This window comes from Oryzicola mucosus, from assembly GCF_014534685.1.
Classification (GTDB): domain Bacteria; phylum Pseudomonadota; class Alphaproteobacteria; order Rhizobiales; family Rhizobiaceae; genus Oryzicola; species Oryzicola mucosus.
The window spans coordinates 406,339-419,163 of record NZ_JACVVX010000004.1 but is presented as its reverse complement, the minus strand read 5'-3'; the positions used below and the strand labels follow the sequence as shown (position 1 = coordinate 419,163).

Here is a 12,825-nt window from a genome sequence, read left to right as displayed (position 1 = left end):
TGCCCGCTATTAAACGGCGAGCTTCCGGGGCGCCATGCGATCGCCGGGAAGCAGGTTTAGGACGCCTTCATAGGGGGCGAGGGTGCTGACAGGCCCAATGGCCGTCAAGGTCGGCTTGCCGGAAAACAAACGTGCGGAGAGGTCGGTAAGGCGCACGATGGTCAGTGCGCCCAGGCGCTCCATCAGCTCTTCCTTGGCGATGGGACGGCCGAATAGCAGGAGCTGCCGCGCGATCTGCGATGCCCGGCTGGACGAGCTTTCAGCCGACATGATGAGGCCGGCACGATACTGCGCACGGGCGCGGTCGAGCTCGTCCTGGTTGATCTTGTCGCCGGCCTTCGACAGTTCGTCGATGATCACCGGAACCAGCTCTGCGATGTCGCTCTGGCCGGTCGCGGCATGAACGCCGAAAACGCCGGTGTCCGAAAAGCCCCAGTGGAAGGCATAGACCGAATAACAGAGACCGCGTTTTTCGCGCACCTCCTGGAACAGTCGCGATGACATGCCACCGCCTAGGATCATCGACAGCACCTGCGACGCGTAGAAGTCACGCACATGATAAGCGCGGCCCTCGAAGCCCAGCAGAATTTGCGCATCCATCAGGTCGCGGTTTTCGCGGAAATCGCCGCCGATATATTGCGCATGCTGGGGCAGGGCGCTGTCGGCATTGGGCCGGAAGCTACCGAGGCGTCTTTCGACTTCACGCACGAACTCGTCGTGCCTTACGTCGCCGGCGGCCACCACCACCATGCGATCCGCCCCATATTGGCGGGTGATGAAATCGTGGACCTGCTTGGAGGTGAAGGATTTCACAGTCTCCGGCGTGCCGAGGATCGAGCGGCCGAGTGTCTGGTTGCGAAAGGCGGTTTCGGTGAAACGGTCGAAGACGATGTCATCGGGCGTGTCGTGTGCGGCGCCGATTTCCTGCAGGATCACATGCTGCTCGCGTTCAAGCTCTTGGGGATCAAACTCCGAATTTTGCAGAATGTCGGCCAGGATATCCACGGCGAGCGGAACGTCGTCGCGCAGCACGCGGGCATAGAACGAGGTGGTTTCGACGCTGGTCGCGGCATTGATCTCGCCACCGACATTCTCGATCTCCGACGCGATCTCGAACGCGCTGCGACGCTTTGTGCCTTTGAAGGCCATGTGTTCGAGCAGATGGGCCATGCCATGCTCGTCGTCGCGCTCGTTGCGAGCACCCGACTTGACCCATACACCAAGTGCAACGGTCTCGACGCTCGGCATGTTTTCGGTTGCCACTGTCAGGCCGTTCGACAGACGGCTTACCTCAACACCCATGTAGCGCTACTCCCTAACCCGCTGCCCGTGACCGGCTGCTTACGTAATCTTCCACCATTTTTAGGTCCGAGGGAAGTACCGTATATTTTTCCTCAAGGTCCATCATTCCCGCCAGCCAGGCCGGAAGGCCCGGTGTAACACCGCAGGCATCGCGGACAGCATCGGGAAATTTCGCCGGATGCGCGGTGCCGAGGATCACCATCGGCGTCTCCGAGGCAGCACGTTTGGATGCGACGCGGACCGCGGTTGCAGTGTGCGGATCGAGCAGGTAGCCGCTCTTCTCCAGCGTGTTGCGAATGGTCTCCGCCGTTTCTGTCGCGCTCGAGCGGCCGGAATCGAACTCCGAGCGGATTCGTTCAAGCTGCGCTGCCTCAATCGTGAAGGAGCCGGATTGCTTGAGACCCGCCATATAGCGCCGCACCGTTCCGGCGTCGCGCCCGGCAGCCTCGAACAGCAGGCGTTCGAAATTGGATGAGACCTGGATATCCATCGACGGCGATGTGGTGGGCACCACGCCCAGCGTCCGGTATTCGCCGGTCGAGAGCGTGCGCGCGAGGATGTCGTTGTCGTTGGTGGCAATCACCAGCCGATTGATCGGCAGTCCCATTTTCTTGGCGGCATAGCCGGCGAAGATGTCGCCGAAATTGCCGGTCGGCACGGTGAAGGAAACCGCCCGGTCAGGCGCGCCGAGCGAAAGCGCCGACGAGAAATAATAGACGATCTGCGCCATGATGCGCGCCCAGTTGATCGAGTTGACACCCGATAGGCCGACCCGGTCGCGGAAGGCGTGGTCGTTGAACATGTCCTTTACCAGGCCCTGGCAATCGTCGAAATTGCCTTCGACCGCCAGCGCATGGACATTGGCGGCAAGCGACGACGTCATCTGGCGCTGCTGCACGGGCGAGACGCGGCCATGCGGAAACAGGATGAAGATGTCGGTGCGGTCGCGGCCGGCAAAGGCATCGATCGCCGCCCCGCCCGTGTCGCCTGAGGTGGCCCCGACGATGGTCGCGCGCTGACCGCGTTCGGCCAGAACGTGATCCATCAGCCGCGCCAGCAACTGCATGGCGACATCCTTGAAGGCCAGCGTCGGACCGTGGAAAAGTTCGAGCACGAAGCTGTTCTGGCCGGTTTGCACCAGCGGGCAGATGGCCTCGTGCCGGAAGGTCGCATAGGCTTCCCTGACGATGCGCTCGAAGACGGGTGGCGATATTTCGTCGCCGAGAAACGGGGTCAGCAGCCGCACGGCAAGATCGGGATAAGACAGGCCGCGCATGGCGCGAATCTCGGCTGCGCTGAAATGCGGCCACTCCACGGGGAGGTAGAGACCGCCATCGCGCGCCAGGCCGGCAAGAACAGCATCCGAGAAGCCGAGGCCGGGCGCTTCCCCGCGTGTGCTTATGTAGTGCATGTCAATCCGTCCGTTCGAGCCCTGACCCGAGGCGTCGTTGCGGTTGCCTTGGGAAAACTGCATGTCGTCAGTCGCATTTTTGCCGCGCGGTTGCTATAGAGCATCTGCTTTGCGAGAGGGAAGTGCTGTCTATGGTGTTTCGTTTGATTGACCGCCGCTTTCTGGCGGCTTTTGCTGTGTCCGGCTCGATGCTTGCGCTGGCGGGATGCCAATCAGGTGGCGGTGCCTTCGGGATCGGTGCTCCCAAGCCTTCGGATCCCGCCGCCGTGGCCGAAGCCGAGGGAAAAATCCTTGCCAGCGAATTGTTGGCCTATTGCCCCGGCATCACGCTGCGCGACGGCACGGCGTTCTTCAACACCTATGCACGCGGCGGCGATGGCGATCCGAGCAAGCTGATCTATCAGGCAGCGATCACCGACACGACGCGCAGCTGCACCCGTTCCGAAGGCACAATGACGATTACGGTCGGCGCCGCCGGCAAGATCGTCACCGGTCCGCTCGGCGCACCGGGCAATATCAACATGCCCATCCGTGTCGTCGTGGTTCGCGGGACAGAGGTTCTCTACTCCCAGCTTCACCGTCATCAGGTTCAGGTCACCAACACGGTCGGCGCGACGCAGTTTGTATTCACCGTCAACAACATCAACATACCGACGCCGACGGCGCGCGATATCCAGATTTTTGTCGGCTATGACGAAGGTCCGGCGAAGAAATAGCGCCGGGCTTCATCGGTTTAGGCGACGCCGTTAAGGCGCGTCTCAGGCGTCTTCCGACCAGGCCGACAGCGCGTCGATCGTTGCCTTGAAATCCACCCAGCGATGGATGACCGTTTCCGCGCCCGCTTCGGTGAGCGCGTCGGCATGGCCGGGATAGGTGTGCGAACCGCCTGTGAAGCCGATGACGCGCATGCCTGCTGCCTTGGCGCCGGCAACGCCGTGGATGGAATCCTCGATGACGAAGGTGCGTCTCGGGTCGGCCTTCATCACCTCAGCGGCGTGGAGAAAGACATCCGGCGCGGGCTTGGGCTTGCGCGAGCCGACTTCGAGCGCCGAGTTGATACGCCCTTTGAACAGCGGCAGCAGATTGTTGCGGTCGAGCATGAGTTCGATGCGGTCGACGCGCGAATTCGAGCAGATGCAATAGGGCACCTTCACCGACGCCACCGCCTGATGCACGCCGTCAATGGCCCGCACTTCGTTGCGCAGCTTGCGGTCGACCTGCGTCTCAGCCTGCTCGATCAGCGACGCCTGGAACGGGATGGAGGACAGTTCCTCGATGCGCAGCATGATGTCCTTGAAGGTTAAGCCGGCATAGGTTTCGGCAATTTCTCCGGCGGTAATCGGAAAGCCCGCTTCTGTCAGCAGATCGGCTTCGATGCGCGCTGCGATGATTTCGGAATCGACGAGCACGCCGTCGCAATCGAAGATGACAAGATCAAGCTGGTCCATGGCAATCCGCTTTGGCTGGATGGAGTGAGCCGCCCTTGCGGCCCGAAGTTCAAGCCGCCGCGAGTACACCATTGCCGCCCGAACCGCAAACAGCGCCTCGCGCTTCACCAAATATTTACGCTGATCGGTAACCATAACAGGCAGTTAAGTGTGTAACGCGTATCCGGGTACCAGAATGTCTGCAGTGCGTCTTCTAAGCCAGCTCTCCCAGGCTTCGCAGCCATCGGAATGGCTCGACACCATCCTCAAGGGAGACTGCGTCGCAGCCTTGGAAAAACTGCCCGCCAATTCCGTCGACGTCATCTTCGCCGACCCGCCCTACAATCTGCAGCTTGCCGGCGACCTGCACCGCCCCGACCAATCCAAGGTCGACGCGGTGGACGACCATTGGGATCAGTTCGACAGCTTTGCCGCCTATGACGCCTTCACCCGCGCCTGGCTGCTCGCAGCGCGGCGCGTGCTGAAGCCGAACGGTACGATCTGGGTCATCGGTTCCTACCACAACATCTTCCGCGTCGGCTCGATGATCCAGGATCTCGGCTTCTGGATCCTCAACGATATTGTCTGGCGCAAAACCAACCCGATGCCCAACTTCCGCGGTCGCCGTTTTCAGAACGCGCACGAGACGTTGATCTGGGCTTCGCGCGAAAGCAAGGCCAAGGCCTATACCTTCAACTACGAAGCGCTCAAGGCGTCGAATGACGACGTGCAGATGCGCTCCGACTGGCTGTTTCCGATCTGCACCGGCGGCGAGCGGCTGAAGGACGACCAGGGCAACAAGTTGCACCCAACCCAGAAGCCGGAAGCGCTGCTGGCGCGCATCATCATGTCGTCGACCAAGCCGGGCGATGTCATTCTCGACCCGTTCTTTGGATCGGGCACGACGGGTGCGGTCGCCAAGCGACTTGGCCGCCATTTCGTCGGTATCGAGCGCGAGCAAACCTACATCGATGCAGCCGTCGAGCGCATCGAGGCGATCCGTCCGCTGGAACGCGCTGACCTGACGGTTCTGACCGGCAAGCGTGCGGAGGCGCGTGTGGCCTTTGTCAGCCTGCTCGACATGAACCTTCTGGCGCCCGGCACTGTGCTCTACGATGCCAAGAAGCGCTATAAGGCCAAGGTGCGCGCCGACGGCACCATCGTTTCGGGCGATTTTGCCGGTTCGATCCATCGCGTTGGCGCGCTTCTGCAAGGTTTCGACACCTGCAACGGCTGGACCTTCTGGCACTATGAGCGCAATGGCGGCCTCAACCTGATCGACGAACTGCGCCGCATCGCGCGGCTCGGCATCGAACGCGCCGGCGCCTGATCTTAGTCAAAGCTGATCGGGCGATTACCAGCCGCGTCCGATCCCGAAACGCTCGAGGTCTGCCTCGAGCGTTTTCGCATCCGTGAACAGTACGGCCTGCCAGCCGGCTGCCTTGGCGCCTTCGACGTTCTTAGGACTGTCGTCGATGAACAGCGTAGCCGACGGCTCAAGGCCGAAGCTCGCGACATGATGGTCGTAGATCGCCGGGTCGGGTTTGATCAGGCCGATGTCGCCCGAGACCGTGACGCCGCGCGGCCGATTGAGGAAATCGAACCGCTGCTGCGCCTCGCGAAACGTGTCTGAGGCGAAGTTGGTCAGCATGGTGACGTCGTGGCCGGCGTCGATGAGACCGTTGAGGATAGCCACAGACCCCTCGTAGTGATGCGGCACCATTTCGTGCCAATTCTGCCGGAAGCCGCGAATATTGGCTTCATGCGAGGAATGATCGGCAATGAGAAGCGCCTCGGCTTCCTCCCACGTCCGGCCGCGATCCTGCTCGACGTTCCAGTCGCCGGTGCAGACGGTGTCGAGAAACAAGCGGCGTTCGATCTCGTCGGGGATGAGCCGGCGATAAGGCAGTTCGGGATCGTAATGGATCAGCACCTTGCCGATGTCGAAGACGATGTGACGGATTTCGGTCATGGCGCTGGCTTCTCCTTCACTTCAGGCGTTTGGTCGAACCTGGCAATGCGGATTCGATGACCTTTTTCATCACCGTCGGCAAGGCCTCCGTCAGGATTTCGCGCGACCAGAAACTGCCCGGCTCGGGCGCACGGTCGGGCACTTCGGCACGGAAGACGGTGAGCTGCAGGCGAAAATGGGTAAAGACATGCTCGATCACGCCTGCCTTTTGCCAGGCGGCGGGGAAGGGTGCGGCCTCGACCGTATCGATGCCGTCTATGCGCGCCGTCCAGGCCGACGTCGGCACCTCGGTCATGCCGCCCAAGAGGCCCTTGTCCACACGCTTGCGCAGCAGGATCGCGCCGTCCGGCCGCACCGCCACGAAGGCCGCTCCGCTCCGTGTCGGCTTGTCGCTCTTGGTGGGTTTGACCGGATAGAACTCGGGATCGCCCTTGGAAAGCGCCTCACAGTCGTCCCGCAACGGGCAGAGCATGCAGCGCGGCCGGCGCGGCGTACAGATCGTTGCGCCCAGGTCCATCATCGCCTGGGCGAAGTCGCCCGGGCGGCTGCGCGGCATGATCTCCTCGACGCGCAGCTTGATTTCGGGCTTGGCTTCGGGCAGCGGCGTGTCGATGCGGAAGAGGCGCGAGATCACGCGCTCGATATTGCCGTCCACCACCGCGGCGGGCTCGTTGAAGGCAATGGCGGCAATCGCCGCAGACGTATAGGCGCCGATGCCGGGCAGGGCGCGCAGTCCCGCTTCCGACGCCGGAAAGCGTGCTTCCGGCAGGGCCGCGACCGTATCGGCACAGGCCTTGAGATTGCGCGCGCGGGAGTAGTAGCCGAGACCCGCCCATGCCTTCATGACGTCTTCCCGGTCGGCGGCGGCAAGGGCTGTCACGGTGGGCCAGGTGTCGAGGAACTTGCGGAAGTAGGGCTTCACCGCCTCCACTGTGGTCTGCTGCAGCATCACCTCAGACAGCCAGACATGATAGGGGTCGGGCAGCATGCCCTTGGCGATGTCGCGAGGCGGCATCCGCCAGGGCAATTCGCGGTGATGAACGTCGTACCACGCAAGCAGCTTTTCCGACGTGGCGATGGTTGCTAGGCTCATGTGATCGGTTTGTGCCTTGGCTTTGAAATGGTCCCGGTGCAAGTAAGCGCACCGGCGCCAAAAACCAACAGGCATGTTCCGGCAGGCAGGTGCCAAAAAGAAATCATGAAGTACCCCCGGCAGATATCCGAAATCTCGGAGTCGATCCTCGACCCGCTGCTGCGCAAGCGGGCAGGAATCTCGCTCGGGCTGGTGCAGTCCTGGGAAGAGATAGCCGGCGCCCGTCTGGCGGAACGCACACGGCCGGAAAAGATCGTCTGGCCCCGCCGCCTGCGCGAGAACGACCCGTTCGAGCCCGCCACGCTCATCATCGCCTGCGAGGGCTCGGCCGCACTTCATTTGCAGCACGAGACAGGTGAGGTGATTTCCCGCGTCAACGCCTTTCTCGGCTTCAATGCCATCGGCCGCATAAAAATCGTGCAGAAGCCGGTGGTCAGGCACGGCGAGCAGGTCAAGCCGAGGCTGCGCGTGCTCACGGAAGCGGAGAAATCCAGACTGTCGGGTGTGGTCAGCGGCATTGAGGACGAAGGCCTCAAAGCCGCCTTGGAGAAACTCGGAACCGCCGTTTTGGGCGAGAAGAAACAGAAATGACGCTAACTATCGCGGATTCGTGATCGTTGGGAAGAAAAACGGGATTGGTTTGGGGATAGAGATGCCTTAATTCGCGGCAACTCTCGCATTCCAGCTATATCCCAAGGCACTATTCAACACTATTCGGGTGATTCGCATGCTTCGTTCCATCTCGCGCCGGACCGCACTTTACGGGCTCGCTGCTCTTCCGGCAGCGGTCATGCTTTCCGCGTGCAGCGACTCCAGCGGCGACACCGCCAATGCCCAGACGCCTGCTCCCTCCACGCCGGCAACCCCCGCCGCTTCTGCGGCCGCCGCTCCGGACGCGGCAGGCACCGTCGATATGGCCAAGGTTCTGCAGCCCGGCTCGCTGCCGGAAAAAGTCCTCGGCAAGGACGATGCGCCGGTCACAATCGTCGAATACGCCTCGATGACTTGCCCGCACTGCGCGCATTTCCACGAGACCACGCTGCCGACGATCAAGACCAAATACATCGATACGGGCAAGGCGCGGCTGATCATGCGCGAATTTCCGTTCGACCCGCGCGCCGAAGCTGGCTTCATGCTGGCGCGCTGCGCCGAGGACAACTATTTCCCGATGATCGATGTGCTGTTCAAGCAGCAGCAGAACTGGGCAGCCGCCCAGAACGCGCAGGATGCGCTGTTCCAGCTTTCCAAGATGGCCGGTTTTTCACAGCAGACCTTCGAGGCTTGCTTGACGAACCAGAAGCTTCTGGATGATGTGAGGGCAGTGCGCGATCGCGGCGCCAAGGAATTCAAGGTGGATTCCACGCCGACCTTCTTCATCAATGGCAATGTTTACAAAGGGGCACTGACGGTTGACGAAATGTCGGCGATCATCGACGGCATGCTCTGATAGTCACTCGGCGCTGAAGCGATCCGGCTTCGGCGCGCCCTTCCGTGCGGGCGGTGCGGAATGAAGTTCTCGCGGCTCCGCCTCCTCGGCTTCAAGTCCTTCGTCGAACCCGGCGAATTCGTCATCGAGCGCGGCCTGACGGGCATCGTCGGGCCGAATGGGTGCGGCAAGTCCAACCTCGTCGAAGCCCTGCGCTGGGTGATGGGCGAGAATTCCTACAAGAACATGCGTGCGTCCGGCATGGACGACGTGATCTTCTCGGGCTCCGGCAACAGGCCGGCGCGCAACACCGCCGAAGTCACGTTGTTCCTCGACAATTCGGACCGCACCGCGCCGGCCTCGTTCAACGACGCCGACGAATTGCAGGTTTCGCGCCGCATCGAGCGCGAGGCGGGGTCGGTCTACCGCATCAACGGCAAGGAAGCGCGCGCCAAGGATGTGCAGCTCCTGTTCGCCGACCAGTCCACCGGCGCCCGCTCGCCGTCCATGGTGGGGCAGGGCCGGATCGGCGAGTTGATCCAGGCCAAGCCGCAGGCGCGGCGCGCGCTTCTGGAGGAAGCCGCCGGCATTTCCGGCTTGCACAGCCGCCGCCACGAGGCGGAACTGAGGCTGCGCGCCACCGAACAAAATCTCGAACGTCTCGATGATGTCGTCAGGGAGCTTGAAGGCCAGATAGAGAGCCTGAAGCGCCAGGCACGCCAGGCATCGCGGTTCAAGAACCTGTCGGCCGATATCCGCAAGGCGGAAGCCACGCTTTTGCACCTGCGCTGGACGCTCGCCACAGCTCAGGAAGCCGAGGCGAAATCCGCGCTGGCCGTGGCGACATCCCTTGTCGGCGAACGGGCCGCCAGCCAGATGAACGCTGCCAAGGAACAGGCAATCGCCGCCCACAAGCTGCCCGAACTGCGCGAGGCGGAAGCCGCCGCCGCCGCGGCGTTCCAGCGGCTGTCCATTGCCAAGGCGCAGATCGAGGAAGAAGCCAACCGCATCGCTGCGCGCCAGCGCGAACTCGACCGCCGGCTCGAACAGTTCGACGCCGATATTGCGCGCGAGGAGCGGCTGGTCGGTGAGAATGCCGGTATCCTCGAACGACTGGCCGAAGAAGAGGCCGAGCTCTTCGAGGTCGATGCAAGCGGCGACGAGCGTGAAACGGCCACCCGCGAGGCGATGGACGATGCCGCCGCCATACTCGCCGAAAGCGAGAAAGCGCTTGCCGCGCTGACCGCCGAACGCGCCGAGGTGGCCGCTGCCCGCACCCAGGGCGAACGGGCTTTGCGCGAGGCTGCGGAGCGGCGCGACCGTTTTGCCCGACAATTGGCTGAGGTGGATCGCGAAGCCGGTGAGATCAGAAGCCGGATCGCAGCCCTTGCCGACCCCTCGGAAAAACGCGCTTTGGCAGAAGAAGCGCAGATGTTTCTCGACGAGGCCGAAACGGCCGCGTTCGATGCCGATGCCGCCGTGGCCAACGCACGGCAGGCGGAAGCGGCAGCCCGTCTGCCGCTGCAGGAGGCGCGCGCTGCCTTGGCCGGAATCGAGACCGAGGCGCGCACGCTTGCCAAAATCCTGAGTGCCGGCAGCAGCGATGGTTTTCCTGCCGTGCTCGAACAGATCAGCGTCGAGCGCGGCTATGAGACGGCATTGGGTGCCGCGCTTGGCGACGATCTGGAGGTGCCGCTGGATATGTCTGCGCCCGTCCACTGGCGGACGATCGACGCCGAAGGGTCCGATGCTGCCCTTCCTGCTGGTGCGAAAGCGTTGTCGCAGGTGGTCAAGGCGCCGGCGCAGCTGTCGCGGCGCCTGTCGCAGATCGGCATCGTCGCGCAAGACGAGGGCGCAAAACTGCAGCCCCTGCTTGCCACCGGTCAGCGGCTGGTCAGCCGCGAGGGTGACCTTTGGCGCTGGGATGGGCTGACGGCGAGCGCGGAAGCACCCACGGCGGCGGCCATGCGGCTTGCCCAGAAGAACCGGCTTGCCGAGTTGGACGACGAAGCGGTGGAAGCACGGTCGCGTCTGTCGGATGCCGAGGCAACTCTGGCCGAAGCTGAATCTTCTGTCCGTCTCGGCATCGAAACCGAGCGGCAGGCGCGCCAGAATTGGCGCGATGCGCAGCATCGCCTCGATGCCGCGCGCTCGGCCCTTGCCCAGGCTGAAAAGGCGGCCGGCGAATTGATCAGCCGCCGCGACGCGATTGAAGAGTCTTTGTCTCGCATCGCCGGGGATCACGAGGAAGCTTCCGCCCGGCTGGTCGAGGCGGAAGAGCAATTGGCGTCCGCACCCGATATCGGCGATATTCAGTATCGGCTGGATGCGCTGACGGTCAGGGTGTCGCGCGAGCGCGGCGCGCTTGCCGATGCACGCGCGGCCTTCGAGGGTCTCAGCCGCGAGGCGGAAGCGCGGCGTCGTCGACTCGCAGCCATTGCAACTGAGCGGGCGAATTGGCTGCAGCGTGCCGAAAGTGCCGCGCAGCATGTCGAAGCGCTGCGGGATCGGCGGTCGGAGGCCTTGGCCGAGCGCGAGGAATTGGCCGACGCCCCGGACGAAATCGACCTGCGGCGGCGGGACCTGCTGTCGAAACTTTCCAAGGCGGACGCGGCACGGAAGGATGTCGCCGACCGGCTGCAGGAAGCGGAGACCCGCCAGCAGGCTCTCGACAAAGCGGCGACATCGACCATCCAGGCGCTGGCCGAGGCGCGCGAGTTGCGGGCTCGCGCCGAAGAGCGGCTGACCGCTGCCGACGACCGCCGACGCGAGGCCGAGACGCGCATTCAGGAGGCTCTCAACACGCCGCCCCATATGGTCGCGCGGAATGCCGGGCTCAATCTCGACGATGGCATGCCTGACCCAGCCGAGATCGAAAAACACCTCGAACGGCTCAAGATCGAGCGCGAGCGGTTGGGTGCGGTGAACCTTCGGGCCGAGGATGAGCAGCGGGAATTGACGGAGCGGTTGAACACGCTGGTGTCCGAGCGCGACGATGTGGTCGAAGCGATCCGAAAACTGCGCCACGCGATCCAGGGCCTGAACAAGGAAGGGCGGGAGCGTCTGCTTGCAGCCTTCGATGCCGTCAACGTCCACTTTCAGCGGTTGTTTGCGCATCTGTTCGGTGGCGGCACGGCCGAACTGCAATTGATCGAGTCCGACGACCCGCTGGAAGCCGGGCTTGAAATTCTCGCGCGCCCGCCCGGCAAGAAGCCGCAGACGATGACGTTATTGTCAGGTGGCGAGCAGGCGCTGACGGCCATGGCGCTTATCTTTGCGGTGTTCCTGACCAATCCTGCGCCGATCTGCGTGCTCGATGAGGTCGATGCGCCGCTCGACGATCATAATGTCGAGCGCTTCTGCAATCTGATGGATGAGATGGCGTTAAGCACGGAAACGCGCTTCGTCATCATCACCCACAACCCGATCACCATGGCGCGCATGAACAGGTTGTTCGGCGTCACCATGGCCGAGCAGGGGGTCAGCCAACTGGTCTCGGTGGATTTGCAGACGGCCGAAAGTATTCGCGAAGCGAGTTGAGGCTTCAGGCTGAAGCGGCAGCGTGGTTCTTGTCCGCCTCGGCTTCTTCCGCGAGCCGCACAAGCACGAGCTCGCGCTCCTCGTTGGAAAGAACATCCATCTCGAACAGGTCGAGGCTGGTCATGCCCTCCAGCACCAGAAAGCACATCAGGGCGCGAAGCGGGTCGCGAGCTTCGGATTTCAGGCGATCGAGAAGCCGACGCTTGAACTGGCACAGCGGATCGAGGAAGTGCGGATCGTCGGCCATCGCCGCCAATATGCCGGAGGCAGCGCCTGGCGGTTTTTCACAGAATTCCCGCGAAAATTCGATATGTGCCTGAAGCGCCGTTTTGGGCATGGCGCTGTTAGGGTCGGTCTCGCGCGCCATGGAGACTTCATAGTCGTCCAGATAGTACTGGACGAGCGCCTGCATCAATTTGGCCTTGGTGGGAAAATTGTAGAGCAGTCCGCCTTTGGAGACGCCAGCTCGCTGGGCGACAGCGTCGAGAGAGAGATTTCCGGCCCCAGACTCCCTGGAGACCTCCGCGGCAGCCGCCAGAATTTTCTCACGCGAATTTGTTCGCCGGGCTGTCACATTCCTACCGATCTGCGCCAACATTGGCAATCGACCGGTAATTACAGCACCTAAGGCTGATTGACAATACCGTCCAGACG

Annotated in this window: 11 protein-coding genes; 5 read left to right on the top strand and 6 right to left on the bottom strand. The window is 62.8% G+C overall.

Annotated features, from left to right (window positions below):
* Window positions 1-9: 9 nt before the first annotated feature.
* Both ICI42_RS15275 and thrC read right to left on the bottom strand, forming a co-directional pair.
* On the bottom strand, window positions 10-1,302 hold the full coding sequence (locus ICI42_RS15275; protein ID WP_188165430.1) for a M16 family metallopeptidase: 1,293 nt from the start codon (window positions 1,300-1,302) through the stop codon (window positions 10-12).
* Window positions 1,303-1,315: 13 nt separating this feature from the next.
* Window positions 1,316-2,713 carry a threonine synthase gene (gene thrC, locus ICI42_RS15270; RefSeq protein ID WP_188165429.1) on the bottom strand — a complete coding sequence of 466 codons (1,398 nt, stop codon included), beginning with the start codon at window positions 2,711-2,713 and terminating at the stop codon, window positions 1,316-1,318.
* Window positions 2,714-2,844: 131 nt separating this feature from the next.
* Here thrC and ICI42_RS15265 point away from each other — a divergent pair, with 131 nt between their 5' ends.
* The gene (locus ICI42_RS15265) at window positions 2,845-3,429 is read left to right on the top strand and encodes a hypothetical protein (protein WP_188165428.1); all 585 of its coding nucleotides are present in this window, start codon (window positions 2,845-2,847) and stop codon (window positions 3,427-3,429) included.
* 42 nt (window positions 3,430-3,471) lie between these two features.
* Here the strand turns inward: ICI42_RS15265 and ICI42_RS15260 are convergent, their stop codons facing one another.
* Complete coding sequence (locus ICI42_RS15260; protein WP_188165427.1) at window positions 3,472-4,161, bottom strand: HAD family hydrolase; 690 nt, start codon at window positions 4,159-4,161, stop codon at window positions 3,472-3,474.
* Between the two features lie 175 nt (window positions 4,162-4,336).
* On the opposite strand from ICI42_RS15260, the gene ICI42_RS15255 reads away from it, so the two are divergent.
* Window positions 4,337-5,470: a site-specific DNA-methyltransferase gene (locus tag ICI42_RS15255; RefSeq protein ID WP_188165426.1), complete on the top strand. Its 1,134-nt coding sequence runs from the start codon at window positions 4,337-4,339 to the stop codon at window positions 5,468-5,470.
* Between the two features lie 24 nt (window positions 5,471-5,494).
* Here ICI42_RS15255 and ICI42_RS15250 read toward each other — a convergent pair whose 3' ends face one another.
* Both ICI42_RS15250 and mutY read right to left on the bottom strand, forming a co-directional pair.
* A complete protein-coding gene (locus tag ICI42_RS15250) occupies window positions 5,495-6,112 on the bottom strand; it encodes an HAD family hydrolase (protein WP_188165425.1) in 618 nt (205 codons plus the stop codon).
* Window positions 6,113-6,128: 16 nt separating this feature from the next.
* The gene (gene mutY, locus ICI42_RS15245) at window positions 6,129-7,205 is read right to left on the bottom strand and encodes an A/G-specific adenine glycosylase (RefSeq protein ID WP_230980374.1); all 1,077 of its coding nucleotides are present in this window, start codon (window positions 7,203-7,205) and stop codon (window positions 6,129-6,131) included.
* Between the two features lie 105 nt (window positions 7,206-7,310).
* On the opposite strand from mutY, the gene ICI42_RS15240 reads away from it, so the two are divergent.
* The 3 genes from ICI42_RS15240 (at window position 7,311) to smc (ending at window position 12,171) form a co-directional block, all read left to right on the top strand.
* Complete coding sequence (locus tag ICI42_RS15240; protein WP_188165423.1) at window positions 7,311-7,796, top strand: DUF721 domain-containing protein; 486 nt, start codon at window positions 7,311-7,313, stop codon at window positions 7,794-7,796.
* A gap of 136 nt (window positions 7,797-7,932) precedes the next feature.
* Complete coding sequence (locus ICI42_RS15235) at window positions 7,933-8,652, top strand: DsbA family protein (RefSeq protein WP_188165422.1); 720 nt, start codon at window positions 7,933-7,935, stop codon at window positions 8,650-8,652.
* A 60-nt stretch (window positions 8,653-8,712) separates the two neighbouring features.
* A complete protein-coding gene (smc, locus tag ICI42_RS15230) occupies window positions 8,713-12,171 on the top strand; it encodes a chromosome segregation protein SMC (RefSeq protein WP_188165421.1) in 3,459 nt (1,152 codons plus the stop codon).
* Between the two features lie 4 nt (window positions 12,172-12,175).
* Here smc and ICI42_RS15225 read toward each other — a convergent pair whose 3' ends face one another.
* A complete protein-coding gene (locus ICI42_RS15225; protein WP_188165420.1) occupies window positions 12,176-12,745 on the bottom strand; it encodes a TetR/AcrR family transcriptional regulator in 570 nt (189 codons plus the stop codon).
* Between the last annotated feature and the right edge of the window lie 80 nt (window positions 12,746-12,825).